The organism is Shinella sp. AETb1-6 (genome assembly GCF_009826875.1).
GTDB classification, from domain to species: Bacteria; Pseudomonadota; Alphaproteobacteria; order Rhizobiales; family Rhizobiaceae; genus Shinella; species Shinella sumterensis.
Genome location: NZ_WUMM01000012.1, coordinates 11,909 through 30,608, shown reverse-complemented (window position 1 = coordinate 30,608; position 18,700 = coordinate 11,909). Strand labels below are relative to the sequence as shown.

General features: G+C 62.1%; 16 protein-coding genes and 2 tRNA genes. 8 read left to right on the top strand and 10 right to left on the bottom strand.

Translation table 11 applies throughout. The annotated features are described in order from the left end of the window. Positions 1-191: 191 nt before the first annotated feature. A complete protein-coding gene (locus GR158_RS19495) occupies positions 192-4,010 on the top strand; it encodes a vitamin B12-dependent ribonucleotide reductase (RefSeq protein ID WP_160872253.1) in 3,819 nt (1,272 codons plus the stop codon). A 122-nt stretch (positions 4,011-4,132) separates the two neighbouring features. Here GR158_RS19495 and GR158_RS19490 read toward each other — a convergent pair whose 3' ends face one another. From GR158_RS19490 to GR158_RS19475, 4 genes are all read right to left on the bottom strand, one after another. Then, positions 4,133-5,398 (bottom strand): OmpP1/FadL family transporter, encoded by a 1,266-nt coding sequence (locus GR158_RS19490; RefSeq protein WP_160872252.1) that lies wholly within the window; start codon positions 5,396-5,398, stop codon positions 4,133-4,135. A gap of 346 nt (positions 5,399-5,744) precedes the next feature. After that, the gene (locus GR158_RS19485) at positions 5,745-8,672 is read right to left on the bottom strand and encodes a valine--tRNA ligase (protein ID WP_160872251.1); all 2,928 of its coding nucleotides are present in this window, start codon (positions 8,670-8,672) and stop codon (positions 5,745-5,747) included. Between the two features lie 138 nt (positions 8,673-8,810). Continuing rightward, positions 8,811-9,605: a PopZ family protein gene (locus GR158_RS19480; RefSeq protein ID WP_160872250.1), complete on the bottom strand. Its 795-nt coding sequence runs from the start codon at positions 9,603-9,605 to the stop codon at positions 8,811-8,813. Between the two features lie 238 nt (positions 9,606-9,843). After that, entirely contained in the window at positions 9,844-10,494 is a 651-nt protein-coding gene (locus GR158_RS19475) for a protein-L-isoaspartate O-methyltransferase (protein WP_160872307.1), read from the bottom strand. Positions 10,495-10,810: 316 nt separating this feature from the next. Here GR158_RS19475 and exbB point away from each other — a divergent pair, with 316 nt between their 5' ends. Next, positions 10,811-11,788, top strand: coding sequence for a tonB-system energizer ExbB (gene exbB, locus GR158_RS19470; RefSeq protein WP_371731763.1), 978 nt, complete (start codon positions 10,811-10,813; stop codon positions 11,786-11,788). 4 nt (positions 11,789-11,792) lie between these two features. Then, the gene (gene exbD, locus GR158_RS19465; protein WP_160872249.1) at positions 11,793-12,221 is read left to right on the top strand and encodes a TonB system transport protein ExbD; all 429 of its coding nucleotides are present in this window, start codon (positions 11,793-11,795) and stop codon (positions 12,219-12,221) included. 66 nt (positions 12,222-12,287) lie between these two features. On the opposite strand, the gene GR158_RS19460 is transcribed toward exbD, so the two are convergent. Beyond that, positions 12,288-12,785 carry a ferritin-like domain-containing protein gene (locus tag GR158_RS19460; RefSeq protein WP_134649234.1) on the bottom strand — a complete coding sequence of 166 codons (498 nt, stop codon included), beginning with the start codon at positions 12,783-12,785 and terminating at the stop codon, positions 12,288-12,290. 121 nt (positions 12,786-12,906) lie between these two features. After that, positions 12,907-12,980 (bottom strand) — tRNA-Cys (locus GR158_RS19455). A 279-nt stretch (positions 12,981-13,259) separates the two neighbouring features. Between GR158_RS19455 and GR158_RS19450 the strand changes: the two genes are divergently transcribed. Then, a complete protein-coding gene (locus GR158_RS19450; RefSeq protein WP_160872248.1) occupies positions 13,260-13,583 on the top strand; it encodes an RcnB family protein in 324 nt (107 codons plus the stop codon). 54 nt (positions 13,584-13,637) lie between these two features. Here GR158_RS19450 and GR158_RS19445 read toward each other — a convergent pair whose 3' ends face one another. Further along, positions 13,638-14,117 (bottom strand): DUF2938 domain-containing protein, encoded by a 480-nt coding sequence (locus GR158_RS19445; RefSeq protein ID WP_160872247.1) that lies wholly within the window; start codon positions 14,115-14,117, stop codon positions 13,638-13,640. 60 nt (positions 14,118-14,177) lie between these two features. After that, positions 14,178-14,465, bottom strand: coding sequence for a hypothetical protein (locus tag GR158_RS19440; protein ID WP_134651847.1), 288 nt, complete (start codon positions 14,463-14,465; stop codon positions 14,178-14,180). Between the two features lie 163 nt (positions 14,466-14,628). Between GR158_RS19440 and GR158_RS19435 the strand changes: the two genes are divergently transcribed. After that, positions 14,629-14,703 (top strand) — tRNA-Asn (locus tag GR158_RS19435). Positions 14,704-14,824: 121 nt separating this feature from the next. Here the strand turns inward: GR158_RS19435 and GR158_RS19430 are convergent. Continuing rightward, complete coding sequence (locus GR158_RS19430; RefSeq protein ID WP_134651849.1) at positions 14,825-15,016, bottom strand: hypothetical protein; 192 nt, start codon at positions 15,014-15,016, stop codon at positions 14,825-14,827. A 72-nt stretch (positions 15,017-15,088) separates the two neighbouring features. Continuing rightward, the gene (locus tag GR158_RS19425; protein ID WP_160872246.1) at positions 15,089-15,292 is read right to left on the bottom strand and encodes a hypothetical protein; all 204 of its coding nucleotides are present in this window, start codon (positions 15,290-15,292) and stop codon (positions 15,089-15,091) included. Positions 15,293-15,517: 225 nt separating this feature from the next. Here GR158_RS19425 and GR158_RS19420 point away from each other — a divergent pair, with 225 nt between their 5' ends. The 3 genes from GR158_RS19420 to GR158_RS19410 all read left to right on the top strand — a co-directional run bounded on the left by GR158_RS19420 (position 15,518) and on the right by GR158_RS19410 (position 18,698). Then, a complete protein-coding gene (locus tag GR158_RS19420; protein WP_160872245.1) occupies positions 15,518-16,783 on the top strand; it encodes a cyclopropane-fatty-acyl-phospholipid synthase family protein in 1,266 nt (421 codons plus the stop codon). Positions 16,784-16,908: 125 nt separating this feature from the next. Next, positions 16,909-17,949: a cysteine synthase A gene (locus GR158_RS19415; RefSeq protein WP_160872244.1), complete on the top strand. Its 1,041-nt coding sequence runs from the start codon at positions 16,909-16,911 to the stop codon at positions 17,947-17,949. Between the two features lie 5 nt (positions 17,950-17,954). After that, the gene (locus tag GR158_RS19410; protein ID WP_202402365.1) at positions 17,955-18,698 is read left to right on the top strand and encodes an alanyl-tRNA editing protein; all 744 of its coding nucleotides are present in this window, start codon (positions 17,955-17,957) and stop codon (positions 18,696-18,698) included. Positions 18,699-18,700: the final 2 nt, after the last annotated feature.

The window sequence follows — 18,700 nt, the reverse complement described above, 5'->3', positions numbered from 1 at the left end:
CATAAAGAAACTGTTAATACTATATTTAGCGTTTGCAGCCAGAATAAGCACAAGATACAGGAATATCCGAGATCAATCGGGTTTCCCATACGGACTGGAAGATCGGGGCTGGCTGCAGGGACATTGCGGCCTGGCGGGGATTATTTTTGCCCTGTTTTTGCGACAGGATGCGGCACAGAGGACAACGGACAATGCGTATAGAACGTCGTTTCACCAAACCTGGCCAGTCGGCCTATGCGGACATCGCGTTCCGCAAGGCCACAAGCGAGATCAAGAACCCGGACGGTTCCATCGTCTTCCGGCTGGCCGATATCGATGTGCCCCAGCAGTTCAGCCAGGTCGCAGCCGACATCCTGGCCCAGAAGTACTTCCGCAAGGCGGGCGTGCCCGCGCGGCTGAAGAAGGTCGAAGAAAACGACGTTCCGTCGTTCCTGTGGCGCTCCGTGCCGGATACCGAAGCCTTGAAGGCGCTCCCCGAGGGTGAGCGCTTCGGTTCGGAAACCGATGCCCGCCAGGTCTTCGACCGTCTCGCCGGCACCTGGACCTACTGGGGCTGGAAGGGCAAGTATTTCGCGACCGAGGAAGATGCCGCCGCCTTCAAGGACGAGCTTGCCTATATGCTCGCCACCCAGCGCGTCGCACCGAACTCGCCGCAGTGGTTCAACACCGGCCTGCACTGGGCCTACGGCATCGATGGCCCCGGCCAGGGCCATTTCTATGTCGATCCCTTCACTGGCAAGCTGACCAAGTCCAAGTCGGCTTACGAGCACCCCCAGCCGCATGCCTGCTTCATCCAGTCCGTCGAGGACGATCTCGTCAACGAGAACGGCATCATGGACCTGTGGGTGCGTGAAGCCCGCCTCTTCAAATACGGCTCGGGCACCGGCTCGAACTTCTCCCATCTGCGTGGCGAAGGCGAAAAGCTTTCGGGCGGCGGTCGTTCCTCCGGCCTGATGAGCTTCCTGAAGATCGGCGACCGCGCGGCGGGCGCCATCAAGTCGGGCGGTACGACGCGCCGTGCGGCCAAGATGGTCGTGGTCGATATCGACCATCCGGATATCGAGGCCTACATCAACTGGAAGGTCAAGGAAGAGCAGAAGGTGGCGGCGCTCGTCACCGGCTCGAAGATCGTCGCCGGCCACCTCAAGGCCATCATGAAGGCCTGCGTCAACTGCTCGGCCGAAGGCGACCGGTGCTATGACCCGGCGGAAAACCCGGCGCTGAAGCGCGAAATCCGCGCGGCCAAGAAGTCCCAGGTTCCGGAAAACTACATCAAGCGCGTCATCCAGTTCGCGCGCCAGGGCTACAAGGACCTCGAGTTCACCACCTATGACACGGACTGGGATTCGGAGGCGTACCTCACCGTTTCCGGCCAGAACTCCAACAACTCCGTCTCCTTGAAGGACGACTTCCTGCGCGCCGTCGAGAACGATGGCGACTGGAACCTGACCGCCCGCAAGGACGGCAAGGTCATGAAGACGCTGAAGGCCCGCGACCTCTGGGAGCAGATCTCCTACGCCGCCTGGGCATCGGCCGATCCGGGCCTGCACTTCAACACGACGATGAACGACTGGCACACCTCGCCGGCCGCGGGCCCGATCCGCGCCTCGAACCCGTGCTCGGAGTACATGTTCCTCGACGATACCGCCTGCAACCTCGCCTCGCTGAACCTGCTTCAGTTCAAGGATGCGGTGACCAAGAACATCAACATCGCCGACTATGAGCACGCCGTCCGCCTCTGGACCATCGTGCTGGAAGTCTCGGTGATGATGGCGCAGTTCCCCTCGCGCCAGATCGCCGAACGCTCCTACGAATACCGCACGCTCGGCCTTGGTTACGCCAATATCGGCGGCCTGCTGATGTCCTCGGGCATTCCCTATGACTCGACGGAAGGCCGCGCCATTGCCGGTGCACTGACCGCGATCATGACGGGTGTGTCCTATGCGACCTCCGCCGAGATGGCGAGCGAACTCGGTCCGTTCCCGAACTTCGAGCCGAACCGCGACAACATGCTGCGCGTCATGCGCAACCACCGCCGCGCCGCCTATGGCGAGACCACCGGCTACGAGCAACTGTCGGTCAATCCGGTCGCCCTCGTTCATGACGAGTGCCCGGACCAGACGCTGATCGTCCATGCCAAGGCTGCCTGGGACAAGGCCGTGGAACTCGGCGAAAGGCACGGCTACCGCAACGCCCAGACGACCGTGATTGCGCCGACCGGCACGATCGGCCTCGTCATGGACTGCGACACGACCGGCATCGAGCCCGACTTCGCGCTCGTCAAGTTCAAGAAGCTCGCCGGCGGCGGCTACTTCAAGATCATCAACCGCGCCGTTCCCGAAGCCCTGCGCACGCTCGGTTATTCGGAAAGCCAGATCGCCGAAATCGAGGCCTATGCCGTCGGCCACGGCAACCTGAACCAGGCGCCGGCGGTCAACCCCGGCTCGCTGAAGGCAAAGGGCTTCACCGACGAGAAGATCGAGGCGGTCAGCGCCGGTCTCAAGGCGGCCTTCGACATCAAGTTCGCCTTCAACCAGTGGACGCTGGGTGCCGACTTCCTGAAGGAGACGCTGAAGGTTTCCGACGAGCAGCTCGCCGACATGTCCTTCAACCTTCTGGAGCATATCGGCTTCACGAAGAAGGAAATCGAAGCCGCCAACATCCACGTCTGCGGTGCCATGACGCTGGAAGGCGCGCCCTTCCTGAAGCCCGAGCACCTGGCGGTGTTCGATTGCGCCAATCCCTGCGGCAAGATCGGCAAGCGTTACCTTTCGGTCGAAAGCCACATCCGCATGATGGCGGCCGCCCAGCCGTTCATTTCGGGCGCCATTTCCAAGACGATCAACATGCCGAACGAGGCGACCGTCGAGGATTGCAAGAACGCCTACATGCTCTCCTGGAAGCTTGCGCTGAAGGCCAACGCCCTCTACCGCGACGGTTCCAAGCTCTCGCAGCCGCTCAATGCCTCGCTGATCGAGGATGAGGACGACGAGGACGACGCCGTCGAGGCGCTGGTCGCAGCTCCCGCTGCCGCCCAGGCCGTCACGGTCACCGAAAAGATCGTGGAGAAGATCATCGAGCGCGTCGTGCGCGACCGTGAAAAGCTGCCGAACCGCCGCCAGGGCTACACCCAGAAGGCCGTCGTCGGCGGGCACAAGGTCTATCTGCGCACCGGCGAATTCGGTGACGGCCGCCTCGGCGAGATCTTCATCGACATGCACAAGGAAGGCGCCGCCTTCCGTGCGATGATGAACAACTTCGCCATCGCCATCTCGCTGGGCCTCCAGTACGGCGTGCCGCTCGAGGAATATGTGGAGGCCTTCACCTTCACCAAGTTCGAGCCCGCCGGCATGGTCCAGGGCAACGACGCGATCAAGAACGCGACGTCGATCCTCGACTACGTGTTCCGCGAACTCGCCGTCTCCTATCTCGGCCGCCATGACCTCGCGCATGTCGACCAGTCGGACTTCTCCAACACCGCCCTCGGCAAGGGCATCCAGGAAGGCAAGACCAACCCGTTCTCGACCGGCTGGACGCGAGGCCACAAGCCGACGCTCATCCAGGGCGGCCAGTCGGGCGAACGTCAGCTCGCCGAGCCCAAGGGTGCGGCCACTGCCGCTCCGGCAAAGGCGGCCGTGGCCGGCAACGTGACGGCTTTCGCCGGCAGCGCCGCCCGCAAGATCGAGCCGACGGTTGCGATCTCCACCAACGAAATCGTCGCCTTCAAGCGCGATTACGAGGAGCGCGCGGCCGAACTGGCCGAGGAGATCGCGGAAGAGGTCGCCGGAGAAGCCGAACAGAGCGTGACTGCCCTCTTCTCCGACAAGGCCGCAGCCGAAGCGGCTTCCGCCAAGGCGGACGCCAAGAAGCTCGAAGCCGAGCGCCGCATGCGCTCGATTGCCCAGGGCTATACCGGCAACATGTGCTCCGAGTGCCAGAACTTTACCATGGTGCGCAACGGCACCTGCGAGAAGTGCGACACCTGCGGCGCAACGAGCGGCTGCTCTTGATCTGAGACCGATGACCGGGGCGGAAACGCCCCGGTTCTTGTTTTAGCTCAGAAAGACCTTCGCAATGTAAAAAGGCCCGGCGCTATGCGCCGGGCCTTTCGTCTTGAAGCCTTGCCTTTAGGTCAGAACTTGACCTTAAGGGAGGTCGAAATGGCGGAAACCAGGTCATTGTCGAAATCGTAGGAGGCGCGCTGGCCATAAGCGCGGCCGTCCTTAACCACCTCACGGGAGGAACCGCTTGTCAGGAGGCCCAGGGCACCGCTCAGGCGGAGCTCGATGTTCTCCGTGGGGGTATAGGAAACGCCCGCGCCGAGCGTCCAGGTATCGGTATGCGTACCAATCCCCGTGCTGACGCCGCGATCCCACGTCAGGCTTGCAGCACCGCTCCACTGCTCATTGAACTTGTGTCCCACACCGCCCGAAATCGTCCACCCATCACGATAAAGCAGGTCGAGCGACGTAACTTCGTTCGTCGGGTTAGCCGGAGTACTTGTCGAGCATCCGGCACTGCGCAATGCGGTAGGGCAGAATGGAATGCTCTGCAATTGGCTCCAATCAGTCCATTTCACTCCACCGAAAACCAGCCAGCCTGGCGCAACACCGGTCTGAAACTTGAACTCGAGCGAGTCCGGCATGCTGACTGAGCCGAACACAGGGATAATGGTGCCATTGACCTGACTAAGGTTAAGCGTGCCCGTGATATTATCCAGATCGACTGCGCTGTTGTAAACGAGGCTAGTGCGAAGGGCGTACTCCTCGATCTCGTACGCAACGCCGGCTCGCCATCCCCAGCCATCAGCCTTCAGACCGAGATGGCCGACGCCCGAAAGGGGTAATCCAAGCGCCGGTAAATCATAAACCAATCTATCCTGGAAGCCCGAGACTTCCTGATAGAATGCGCCGCCTATTATTCGGAGTTTTCCGGTTCCAGCGTCGAATGAATAAGAGCAAGTCGTCGCGTAATTTTGACTCTTGATCTTCGTCTCGATGTTCTCGTTGGCACCCGCCCAGTTCTCTCCCTGATTTAGATGAGCACCCCAGGGTTCGGAGTAATCGGCCATGCAATCGACGGCGTCGCCAATAGATGCTTTTACGCCTAAGCGCTTGACCCAATAGCCTTCTGTCGCTCGGATTCCTTCATTAGGACGTCCGTTCAGATTCCCGTCTCCACCGAGCGGCGGCAGAATGCCAGTGTTGCTGTCCCGCACATTGTTCAGCTTGCGCTGCGGATTTACGTAGGTCACGGACGAATCGATGACATAGTCTGACGGGTCGAACAGCAGGTCGATATTGTAACCGCCCCGTTCGAGGCCGCCCGCCTGTGCCGATGTGGCCGCCAAAAGCGTGGCGGCTGTCATGGCCCCGAGACCGAAATTCTTCTTACGCATGCGCTCCTCCCCTGCGAATAGCGACGTGCGGAAAGTGCCCCCTCGCACACGCCTGTCCATGAAGACTATCGAAGACGACATCCGACTTGGCAAACCCCAGTTTTTCGCGGTGTTTTCCAGCGCAGGTCGCGAAATTACGTAAGTTTTTTCTGAAGCCCCTCACTATGCCGAGCCTCCGGAAAATCTTTCCAAGAATCACTTAAAAATTCCTGAAATTGAGATGACCATTTCCGGAGAGCAGCGCAATGTCACATTTTTGATACAGCGCGGCTTTTGTGCCCTGTCCTCAAATACAAAACCGCGCCGAAACGTTTCGGCGCGGTTTCGCAACGTCGGCAATGGAGAATCAGCCGGCCTCGCTGACCCGCGAAAGCGCCAGGGCCAGGCTGGCGAGCTGCTGCTCCAGCTCGACAAAGCGTTCCCGCTCCGCTTCGACGAGTTCGGGCTTGGCGTTGGCAACGAACTTCTCGTTCGAAAGCTTGCTCTCGATACGCGCCGCCTCGGTCTTCGCCTTGTCGATCGCTTTTTCAAGGCGGGCCTTCTCCACCGCGAGATCGATCAGGCTGCCGAGCGGCAGGCAGGCCGTGGCTTCGCCGACGACGATCTGGGCCGCACCCTTCGGTGCGGTGTCCTCGAGCACGATTTCGGAGACCCGTGCGAGACGACGGATCGCCGAGTCGTGCGTGACCAGGCGGCTTCTCGTCTGCGCGCTGGTGCCGACCATGACGAGCGGCGCCGTCGCACTCGGCGGCACGTTCATTTCGGCCCGCACCGAGCGGATACCGGAAACGAGGTCCACCAGCCAGTTGATCTCGTCGGCGGCCGCATCGTCGGCATAGGCCGGGGCCGGCCAGCCCGCGTGGCAGAGGAGACCGTCGCGGCTCTTGCCCTCGCCGGCGGTATGCGCCCACAGTTCCTCCGTCATGAACGGCATGAACGGATGGAGCAGCTTGTAGATCTCCTCCAGAACATAGGCCGCGCAGCCCTGGGATTCCGCCTTGGCCGCCGCATCCTCGCCGCCGAACACCGGCTTCAGCAGTTCGAGATACCAGTCACAGAACTGGTTCCAGACGAAGCGGTAGAGCGTGCTCGCCGCATCGTTGAAGCGGTAGGTCTCGATGGCCTCGGTGACGTCACGTGCCGTACGGGCAAGCTCCGTCAGGATCCAGCGGTTGATGGTGAGCGAGGCGGTCTCCGGCACGAATGTCGGGTCGCTCGTCACGCCGTTCATCTCGGCAAAGCGCGTGGCGTTCCAGAGCTTGGTGCCGAAGTTGCGGTAGCCGGCGATGCGGGCCGGGTCGAGCTTTACGTCGCGCCCCTGCGCCGCCATGATGGCCAGCGTGAAGCGCAGCGCATCCGCACCGTACTCGTCGATCAGTTCGAGCGGGTCGATGACGTTGCCTTTCGACTTCGACATCTTCTGCCCGTTCTTGTCGCGCACCAGGGCGTGCACATAGACGGTGTGGAACGGCTCGACCGGATTGCCGGCCTCGTCCTTCATGAAATGCAGGCCCATCATCATCATGCGGGCAACCCAGAAGAAGATGATGTCGAAGCCGGTGACGAGAACATCGGTCTGGTAGTACTTTTCCAGCTCCTTCGTCTGTTCCGGCCAGCCGAGCGTCGAGAACGGCCAGAGAGCGGAGGAGAACCAGGTGTCGAGTACATCCTCGTCGCGCGTCAGGATCTCGCCCGGCGCGAAGTTCTCCAGCTTTTCCTCGACCCACGCCTTCCACGGACCTTCGTGGGCGATATAGTGCTGGATGGCAGCATGAAGCGCCTCTTCCTCGGTCTTTTCGACGAAGACCTGGCCGTCCGGGCCATACCAGGCCGGAATCTGGTGACCCCACCAGAGCTGACGCGAGATGCACCACGGCTCGATGTTCTCCATCCAGTCGAAATAGGTCTTTTCCCAATTCTTCGGTACGAAGTTGGTGCGCCCCTCGCGGACGGAGGCAATGGCCGGCTCCGCCAGCGTCTTGGCGTCGGCGAACCACTGGTCGGTCAGCATCGGCTCGATGACGACGCCGGAGCGATCGCCGAACGGCTGCATGATCTTCTTGTTCTCGACATAGGGAATGTCGTTGCCTTCGGCATCCTTGACGGTGACGGCAAGTCCCTCGGCATTGATCGAATCAACAATACGCTTGCGCGCCTCGTAGCGGTCGAGACCGCGGTACTCGTCGGGAACGAGGTTGATGTCATCAACCTCGGCCTCGGTGGGAACCGCACCCGTGCGAGCAATTTCCAGCGCCTGCGCCGCATAGAAGGCATAGGGCTCTCCGTCGGCGCGCATGGAAGCGCGGGTATCCATAAGGCGATAGAGCGGAATGTTGTTGCGGCGGGCGACCTGATAGTCGTTGAAGTCGTGCGCGCCGGTGATCTTGACCGCGCCCGAACCGAAATCCTTCTCCGGATACTCGTCGGTGATGATGGGGATCAGGCGGCGATGCTCTTTCGGGCCTACCGGGATTTCACAGAGCTTGCCGACGATCGGTGCATAGCGCTCATCGGTCGGGTGAACGGCGACGGCGCCGTCACCCAGCATGGTCTCAGGACGCGTCGTGGCGATCGAGATATAGTCGCGCTCTTCCTGGAAGACGACGTTGCCGTCCTTGTCCTTCTCGACATAGGTGTAGGTCGCCCCGTCGGCCAGCGGGTACTTGAAGTGCCACATATGGCCGTCGACTTCCTTGTTCTCGACCTCGAGGTCGGAAATCGCGGTCTCGAATTTCGGATCCCAGTTGACCAGCCGCTTGCCGCGATAGATCAGGCCTTCCTTGTAAAGCGAGACGAAGACTTCGCGGACAGCTTCCGAAAGGCCCTCGTCCATGGTGAAGCGCTCGCGCGACCAGTCACAGGAGGCGCCGAGGCGCTTCAGCTGGTTGAAGATCAGCCCGCCGGATTCCGCCTTCCACTCCCAGACCTTGTCGATGAAGGCCTCGCGGCCCATCTCGCGACGGCCCGGCAGCTTTTCGGCGGCAAGCTTGCGCTCGACGACCATCTGGGTGGCGATACCCGCGTGGTCCATGCCCGGCTGCCACAGCACGTCCTTGCCGCGCATGCGCTCGAAGCGGACCATGATGTCCTGGAGCGTGTTGTTCAGCGCGTGGCCCATATGCAGCGAGCCCGTCACGTTCGGCGGCGGGATGACGATGGTGAAGGTCTCGGCGCCGGGTTCGGCGCCCTCGCCGGCGCGGAAGGCATCCGCGTCTTCCCATGCCTTGGCAATGCGCGGCTCGACCGCTGCGGAATCGTAATTTTTCTCAAGCATTTTGGTGCGTGGCCTGCTGTTTATCGGTGTGGTTTGTAAACCGGATGGCCGGCATGAAGTCAACAATATCAGAAGAAAAGCCGCCCCGGGGGCCCGGCGCGGCTTAAATCGTTCCTGTTTGGGGAGAGACGGGGGCGATCAGCGGCGCGAGCCGCGCGCCACCCGTTCGATTTCCTCGCGCACGAGGCGCTCCACCAGCGTCGGCAGGTTGTCATCCAGCCATTCCTGCAACATCGGACGCAGCATGTCCTCGGCGATCTCGTCGAAGGAACGGCGCGGGCCGGCATCGACCGCCTGCGCCAGCGCACCGAAGGAGAGCGCCACACGTTCGCCGACAGCGGGCGACACGAGTGCCGCGATATCCCTGGTGACCTCGGCCGTGGCGGCCTGTTCCTGCCGGGCCGGCTGTATGTCAACGGGCTGAACAGGAGCGGGCTCAGGCTCCGACACCAGCGCGGGTGCCGGTTCTTCGGCAGCAGGCTCCATCCTGGCAACGGGTTCCTCAACGGGCGTGAAGCGGCCGGCGCCGGCGGACATGCGGCTCGTGACCAGCGGGCTCTCCTCGCGGGAAACCGGCGACGGGACGACCGGATCGCTTTCGGCCGGTTCGCGATGGGCAGCGACATGGCGCTCGGATGCGGCACGGACGCGCGCGGCGACATCCGCCAGCGAAAGCGCCGGCTGGGCGCCCTGCCCGGGCTCGCTATGCCGGATCGGCTGGATGGGAGCAGGCTGCGGCTCTTCCATCCTGAACCGCTCGAGGACGGCGGGATGGTCCGACAGCGCGGAATGGCTTTCCGTGGTGATGTCGAAACCGTCGTCCTGCGCATCGGGAGCAAGGTCCGGCTGGGCCTCGTTGTTCTCGATGATCTTGCGGATGGACGCCAGGATTTCATCCATGGACGGTTCACGCGCTACATTTGGCTGAGCCATTTCTATCCCCGTTCTCTCGCGGCGGCCGCGGCGTACAAGACGTGGCGGGCCGGACCTGCCGAAGACCCTAGGCGAGTTCGCAGACGAACTAAATCGCCGCGAATCATGTGTCATCAGTGATGCACAGATTTGTTTACCCTGCCAAGGCCACGGGCGGAGCAATGACCTGCGGCCCGGCAAAAGAAAGAGCCCGCAACGGGTGCTGCGGGCTCCTCGAATCCTTCCTGACAAAATCTCGTCAGAAAACGAAATCCTTGGCCTTGCGGAAGCCCGGCAGCGGCTTGACCGCCGTATTGAAGGCATAGCGCTCGGAAACATGGCCGCCTTCCTTGATGTAAAGGCGGGCCTGCGAGGCATTGCCGTAGCCTTCCACCACGACGAGGCGGCCGCCGTCGCGCAGCTGCGTGAAAAGCGCGTCGGGAACGAACTCGACGGCACCATGCACGAAGATCACGTCATAGGGGGCTTCAGCCGCATAGCCGGCCTCGAGATCGCCGGTGACGACGGCGACATTGTCGTAGCCGAGGCGCGCGAGCGTTTCGGTCGCGGTTGCAGCAAGGTCCGTATCGCTTTCGAGAGCCACGACGGAGCTGCCCAGACGCGACAGGATGGCCGAGGCATACCCCGTGCCGCAGCCCACTTCCAGCACCACGTCGCTTGCCGCGATCTCGGCGAGCTGGATGAGCTTGGCGAGCGGCGACGGCTCCATCAGGTAGCGGCCGGGCGCAATCTGGATATCGTTGTCGATATAGGCGAGCGGCTTTGCGGCCGCGGGCACGAACTCCTCGCGCGCGACGGTCAGGAAGGCATCAAGCACGTCGTGCGACGTCACATCCGTCGTACGGATCTGGTTGTCCACCATCTTCGTGCGCGCTGCTTTGTAGTCAATCATCTCTAGCCCTTGAAGTGAGACGGCGTGAACCGGCGCAAAGGCCCGGTCCCGTGCCGGATGCATCGCAGTTCTCTTAGTGCGCTTTCGGGCCGGGTGTCCAGTGGCGCAAGCCGATTGCGCGCAAAAACCGCGCCCTTTGCCGATGACGCCCTACCAGGCCCGGATTGCCGTCATTTTATCATGAATAATAGAGTCAACATATTATTGCCTCCCGCACCGTAAATGTCGTATTGGACACTCATGTTTTACGGCGCCAGCGCCGTGTCCCTGCCCCACCGGGCTCTTGAACTTGAAGATGCAAGAGGAATACGCCGTGCTGAAACGGTCTCGACTGCTTTTCGCGATCATCCTGATGGCGATCACCGCCCCGCATATGGTTCTGGCGCAGGCACAGACCCCGTCGGTCCAGACGGAAGGCCAGCCGGAGGCTGGCCAGAGCGAAGGCTCCACGCCGGCGGTTACGACGCAAACCAACACGCAGCCGGCAACGACGGACAACACGATCGAGGGCGCCACCGAACTCGATGCGCTCGATGCCGACGAGGCCGCGGGTGAGGAGCGCCAAGCCGGCCTCCCGCACGACCTGTCGCCCTGGGGCATGTTCATGGCGGCGGATATCGTGGTGAAGGGCGTGATGCTCGGCCTCGCCTTCGCCTCGATCGTGACCTGGACGGTGCTGCTGGTGAAGCTGGCCGAACTTGGGGCGGCCCAGCGTTCGGCGAGCCTCGCCGTTCGCGAACTCGTTGCCGCCCGCGGTCTGGCGGATGGCGAAGCGGCCGTCGGCCGCGGCGTCGTCGGTCGGATGACACAGGCGGCACGCGCGGAGATGAGTGCGTCGGAAGGCGTGCTCGATCATGTCTCCGACGGCGGCGTGAAGGAGCGCATCGCATCGCGTCTCGCCCGCATGGAAATCCATGCCGGCCGCAGCATCGCCAAGGGAACGGGCCTGCTTGCGACCATCGGTTCGACGGCGCCCTTCGTCGGCCTGTTCGGCACGGTCTGGGGCATCATGAACTCGTTCATCGGCATCTCGAAGGCCCAGACCACGAACCTTGCCATCGTCGCGCCCGGTATCGCCGAGGCGCTGCTGGCAACCGCCATCGGCCTCGTCGCCGCCATCCCGGCCGTCGTGATCTACAACTTCCTCGCCCGCGCCATCACCGGCTACCGCCAGAGGCTCGGCGATGCCTCTGCCGCAATCGAACGGCTTGCCAGCCGCGACCTCGATGTGCGCCGCGCCCACCGCCAGCACGCCCAGCGCGCCGCAGGCACCATCGCGAAGGTCGGGTAACGTCATGGCCAGCAAGATCAAGGAAGGCGGCGGCGACGATCTCGAGGAGAACAGCGAAATCAACGTGACGCCGTTCATCGACGTCATGCTCGTTCTGCTCATCATCTTCATGGTCGCGGCCCCGCTGGCCACCGTCGATATCAATGTCGACCTGCCCTCCTCCGTCGCCCGGCCGACGCCCCGCGAGGACAAGCCGGTCTTCATGACGCTGAAGAAGGATCTCACGGTCTCCATCGGCAATGGCGAGATCGCGCGCGATAATTTCGGCCCCGAACTCGATGCGGTGACCGAAGCCAACAAGGACACCCGGATCCTGCTGCGCGCCGACAAGAGCGTCGACTATGGCAGCGTCATGGATGTCATGAACCTGCTGCGCGCCGCAGGCTACGGCAAGATCGCCCTTGTCGGCCTGGAAGGCGCCCCAGCGCAATAAACGCATGAGGGGCACACCCTGCGGTGTGCCCCTCATGAAAGTTAGCTCAATTAAGCGCTCTGCCGTTCAGGCGGCAGCCTTTGCCCTGGTGGTCGTCTTGTTGATGGCGGTAACGGCAAGGTTCGTGAGCTTGTTGTTCGTCGCCTTCTCCTGGTCGAGGATTTCGCTCAGGATCTTGTGGGCCTCGTCATGGCCGAGGTCCTTCGCCCACTCCCGCAACGAGCCATAGCGCGCGATCTCGTAGTGCTCGACAGCCTGACAGGCGGCCAGCAGGCCGGCGTCGAGAGCCGTACCTTTGGCTTCCTTCATCAGGCCGTCGGCTTCCTTGATCAGCCCTTCGATGGCATCGCACTTTTCGCCTGACGCCGTCTTGCCGATCGACTTGAAGACCTGCTCCAGCTTCTTGATCTGCTCCTTTGTCTCCGCAAGATGCTCTTCGGCAGCCTTGCGCAGCTCCGCACTGCCGGCGGCCTTCGCCACTTTCGGCAGAGCCTTGGTGATGGCGTTCTCCGCGTAATAGACGTCCTGCAGCGTATGTTCGAAAATGTCGGATAGCGATTTCATGGATTCCTCCTTCAAGCTAATGACGCGAGGAAAATCCATCTGCCGCGGAAACGTTCCGACGCCTCGGCAAAATAGGTCGCAGCGCGACCATCCGACATCGATGCATGTTGAGGGAAGAGAGTGGAGGCCTCGCCCGGAATCGAACCGGGGTGCAAGGATTTGCAGTCCTCTGCGTAACCACTCCGCCACGAGGCCGTCCGTTTGCTATAAAGCGAGTGGTGCCGGGCGTTTAGAACGAATTGAGAAAGGGCGCAAGGGGCTTCGCTGCGATTGCCATCCTTTTTTCGTTACGGCCGCCCTTCCATCCGGCGCAACAGGGCGTCACCACCCTACCCGCGCCGGGATAGTCGATGCAGCGCATTAAAAAGACCAATCTAATATATTGTTTTCCTTACAGGAATGTAATGTTGTCATTCAGTTTTCGTTCATCCCGTCCGCAATAGGGTGTCCTCATCGACAACGAGGAACCACCACATGAAGCTCTTCACCCGCACGCTGCTCGCCGCCGTCGCCCTGTCCTTTGCCGTGGCACCCATGGCACAGGCCCAGCAGCATGGCCATGATCGCAAGCCCGGATATTCTTCCTCCTGGAAGAAGAACGATTACAAGAAGAAGCGGCCCCATTGGAGCAAGGGCCAGCGCTATTCGGATTGGAAGCGCCGTCCGCCCGTGCGTGATTATCACCGCCACGGCCTGCGCAAGCCCGGCCGCGGCCAGCAGTGGGTGAAGGTCGACGACACCTATCTCCTGCTGAGCGTCGCATCCGGCCTGATTCTCGGCGTCGCCGCAGCCCGGTAAGCAGAACAAGACAAACGCCACCGTCGCCTTCGGCCGCGGTGGCGTTTTCACATGTCAGCGCAAGAGCAGCGCCGTCCCGTAGAGCCCCAAGCCGAACACCGTATGGGCCAGCAGATTGAAGATGCGCACGGTGTTGGCGTTGGGCAGCCTTGAGGCCGCGACCCCGATGCCGAGGCCCGGCTGCAGCAGAAACCAGCCGGCGGCCACCGTGACGATCCCCCAGATCCAGGCCGGCAGGAAGGTGGGCGCGGCAAGCCAGCCCGGCCCGACCATCAGCACCAGAATCACACCGTAAAGAATGCCGACGGCATAATGAGCGATCCATCCCAGCGCGCGTTCATGGTCATAGGGCGCGGCGCGAGCGATATCGTCGTGAAAGACCGTGCCGTTTTTCAGATGCCAGAACCATCGCCCGACGGGCGCCCAGTTGGGGCGCGGCTGGCGGAAGACCCTCCATAACAGCACCGCCCAGATATCCATCAGCAGCGTGGCGCCCGTCCCGATCAGGACGCCCTTCAAAAGCAATTCCATCATTTTCCCCATCACGATCAACTTCGCGTTTAGAGCAGGTTCGGATGGGAGAGGCAATGAAGCCTACCGGCGGCCGTCGCGCCGCATCTTGCGCGTCGCCCACCAGACGGCAAAGCGGCGGCGCTGCCGGCGCACGAAATGGGAATCGTGGGAAAGAACAAGCAGGCCGAGCGGCAACATCCAGAAGCCGAGCACCGGCAGGAAGCCGAGAAGTCCGCCGATGACCAGAAGGACCCCGATCAGCGTTCGCATCCATCGCGATTCCGGCAATTTGATCCTGAGCGAACCGATGACGATCTCCCGGGTCCTGGGATCGATACCGAAATGCATGTTGGATTTTCGCGCGGACATTCACGGCTCATTTCTTGTAACGCCCGGAATACCAGGGCTCTTTCTCAACCCAGTTGGCGACTTCTCCACAATCAATCAAGCCCATTGCATTTTTTTGTCAAAAAGCGCTTGGCAAATCGATCAGGCATTTGTATTACGCGCTCACTCCGCAGCGAGCGGATGATCCCTGGTAGCTCAGCGGTAGAGCATTCGACTGTTAATCGACAGGTCGCCGGTTCGAATCCGGCCCGGGGAGCCAGATTCTGAAAGGGGCCGCGCTGTAAAGCGAGGCCCCTTTTTCGTTTCTGATTGATAAGTATTGCGAGACGACACCGTGGGGCACGCAAAGTCCCTCGGCGCCTGTCCGCTTCTATTTCCGATCATCGCAGATTTTCTGGATGACGCTTGATGTTCATCTGGAGTTCGTGGCGGCTGGCGAAGCGGCCGAGCAGCGTCAGCAGCTTGCGTTCCTGCGCCTTGTCGACACCATTCTTCTGGCAGTGAGCCGCGACGTCGATGACGGCCCGGCTCTGTGTTTTACCCAACTGGCGATTGTCGATGTGATGGGTCATGGCGGGCCTCCTCGTAAAGCTGACACCGAAAAACCGGCTGAGGCCGCACTTTGTTCCCGCCGGCTTTACATTTTAGGCGACCATGCCCGCGCCGGTCTGGCCGGCCGTGCGCACGGCGCCGTAATCGCGCTCGTGGCGGCTGCGGGATGCCCGGCTGCGCTCGCGCAAAACGGCGGAGGGGTCGCTGCGCAGCACCTCCATCATGCCGTCGGCATAGGTGCCGGTCGCGATGTCGTCGTCCCTGTCGGGGCTGGACTGAAAAAATCCGAAAAACATGAGCGCTCCTCCTTCACGATCGAACTGGACATGCAACGGGCGACATCGAGATTGGTTTCAACGGGCCGCCCGATAGACGCAAAATTAACCATGTTTGCTAACGGGTCGTTAAAGCGGGGTGCTTTTCCCGCACGTCGTTGATCCACTCCAGGACGATTTTCGTATTGGTGTTTCGCCACATTGACGTTAGCCTTCCCCGACATCGGGTTGGCAGAGGGGCAATCGATGATGACCAAAAACCTTACAGAAACGGCGTTTCCGGGCCAGGAGCGGCTGACGCGTGAGACATTTGCCGAGCGCACGAAAGCTTTGCCTCTGCGCGCGCGCATGGTGCTGAAAGGACTTCTGGACATCGAGGCGGGCACGCTCGCCATGACGTTGCCCGCCGGACAAGTCTTCGTGATCGAAGGCGAAAGGCCCGGCCCGGCCGCCGCCGTGACGCTCAACAACTGGAACCTCATTCACCGCGCCGTGAGCGGCGGCACGATCGGCGTCGCGGAAAGCTATATGGACGGCGACTGGGAAAGCCCCGATGCCGGCGCATTCCTTGAGCTCGTCCTCGTCAATCCGCAGGTGGGGCGCAACTATGCCAACGGCCCGCGCGGCCTCTTTCTTCTCGTCGAGAAGTTCCGCCACTGGCTGAATGCCAATACGCGCCGCGGCGCGCGCCGCAACATCTCGGCGCATTACGACCTCGGCAACCAGTTCTATTCCCAGTGGCTCGATCCGACGATGACCTATTCGTCGGCGCTTTACACGAGCGGCGCAAACGACCTGACATCCGCGCAGGTCGCAAAATACCGTGCGCTGGCGGAGGCGACCGGTATCGGCCCGAAGGACCATGTTCTGGAGATCGGCTGCGGCTGGGGCGGCTTCGCCGAATTCGCGGCGGGTGAGATCGGCTGCACGGTCACGGGCCTGACCATCAGCCGCGAGCAGCTGGCCTTTGCCCGCGAGCGCATCGCCAGGGCGGGCCTTTCTGACCGGGTCGAGCTGAAGTTCCAGGATTACCGCGACGAGAAAGGCACCTATGACCGCATCGTTTCCATCGAGATGTTCGAGGCGGTGGGTGAGAAGTACTGGCCGGCCTATTTCTCCAAGCTGCACGAATGCCTGAAGCCCGGCGGGCGCGCCGGCCTGCAGATCATCACCATCCTGCAGGAGGCCTATGCGGATTACCGCGCCAACCCCGATTTCATTCAGAAATATGTCTTCCCCGGCGGCATGCTGCCGACACGGGAGCACCTTGCCACGCTCGGCCGCCAATCCGGCCTGTTCACCGCCTCCGACATGGGTTTCGGCCACGATTACGCCCGCACGCTCGCCGAATGGCGGCACCGCTTCTGGGCGGCGTGGGAACGCATCGTTCCGCTCGGTTTCGACGAGCGGTTCCGCAAGCTGTGGGAGTTCTACTTCTATTATTGCGAAGCGGGATTTCGGGCGAAAAACATCGATGTTCGGCAGGTGGTCTATACACGCCCCCTCGCCTGACCGTGACAGTGGAAAAAATCCCTCACGATGAGTGCTTGGCAGGAACAGGATTTCTTGCAAACCGACGGCTGCCGGCCGAAAAGACGCTTCCCACCAAGGCAAACCACATGCGAGGCTCGTCTGCCATGTCCATTCTTCCGTCTGTTCTGGATGCCATCGGCAACACGCCGCTGATCCGCCTCAAGGGGCCGTCCGAAGCGACGGGCTGCGAGATCCTCGGCAAGGCGGAATTTCTCAATCCCGGCCAGTCCGTGAAGGACCGCGCGGCGCTCTCGATCATCCGCAAGGCCGAAGCGGCCGGAAAGCTGCGTCCGGGCGGCGTCATCGTCGAGGGAACGGCCGGCAACACCGGCATCGGGCTGGCGCTGGTCGCCCGCGCGCTCGGCTATCGGGCCGTCATCGTCATCCCGGAAACGCAGAGCCAGGAAAAGAAGGACGCCATTCGCGGGCTCGGTGCCGAACTCGTCGAGGTGCCGGCTGTCGCCTACAAGAACCCGAACAATTACGTGAAGCTCTCCGGCCGTCTCGCCGAACAGCTGGCGAAGACGGAACCGAACGGCGCGATCTGGGCCAACCAGTTCGACAACGTCGCCAATCGCGCGGCCCATGTCGAGACGACGGCGCCGGAAATCTGGCGCGACACGGATGGCAAGGTGGACGGCTTCGTCTGCGCCGTCGGCTCCGGCGGCACGCTGGCCGGCGTGGCGGAAGGCCTGCGCGCGAAGAACCCGAACATAAAGATCGCCCTCGCCGATCCCAATGGCGCCGCCCTCTATAACTATTATGCCCATGGCGAACTGAAGTCGGAAGGCAGCTCGATCACCGAGGGCATCGGCCAGGGCCGCATCACCGCGAACCTCGAAGGTTTCACACCGGACTATTCCTACCAGATCCCGGATGCGGAAGCCGTTCCGCTCATCTTCGACCTGATCGAGAACGAAGGCATCGCCGTCGGCGGCTCGTCGGGCATCAATATTGCCGGCGCCATCCGCCTGGCGAAGGATCTCGGCCCCGGCCACACCATCGTGACGATCCTGTGCGACTATGCTAACCGCTATCAGTCGAAACTCTTCAACCCGGACTTCCTTGATTCGAAGGGCCTGCCCGTCCCGGGATGGCTGAAGGCGAAATCGGGGATCAAGGTCCCTTACCAGCCGGTCGAATAGGTCTCATGTCCATAGCCACCACCGCCCTGTTTCGCGACGATTTCTATCTTTCGACAAACGAGGCGGTGGTGACGGCGGTGCATGCCGATGGCGGCATCGAGCTGGATCAGACCTGTTTTTATGCCACGTCCGGCGGACAGCCCGGCGACACTGGCTTTCTGGAGCGCTCCGACGGCAGCCGCATCGCGCTCGGCCCGGCCGTCACCGGCGCCACCAAGGATATCATCATCCACCGCCCGCTGGCCGACGAGACCCTGCCCATCGTGGGCGAAACGCTTGTCGCGCACATCGATTGGGCGCGCCGTTACAAGCTGATGCGCATGCATACGGCCTGCCATCTGCTTTCCGTCGTCTGCCCCTACCCCATCACCGGCGCAGCCGTCGGCGAGGACGAAAGCCGCGTCGATTTCGACATGGCGCAGACCATCGACAAGGACGAGGTGACGGAGAAGCTGATGGGGCTCGTCGGCGAAAACCACCCGATCTTCGTACAATGGATCACGGATGCGGAACTGGCGGCCAATCCCGGCATTGTGAAATCCAAGAACGTGCGTCCGCCGAGCGGCCTCGGCCGGGTCAGTCTGGTCTGCATCGGTGAGAATTCGTCGGTCGACAGCCAGCCTTGCGGCGGAACGCACGTGTCCGAGACGCAAGAGGTCGGCGCCATCTACATCGCGAAGATAGACAAGAAGGGCAAGGAGAACCGCCGGTTCCGCATCCGTTTCGGTGCGCCGGGTTCGGATGCCTGAGA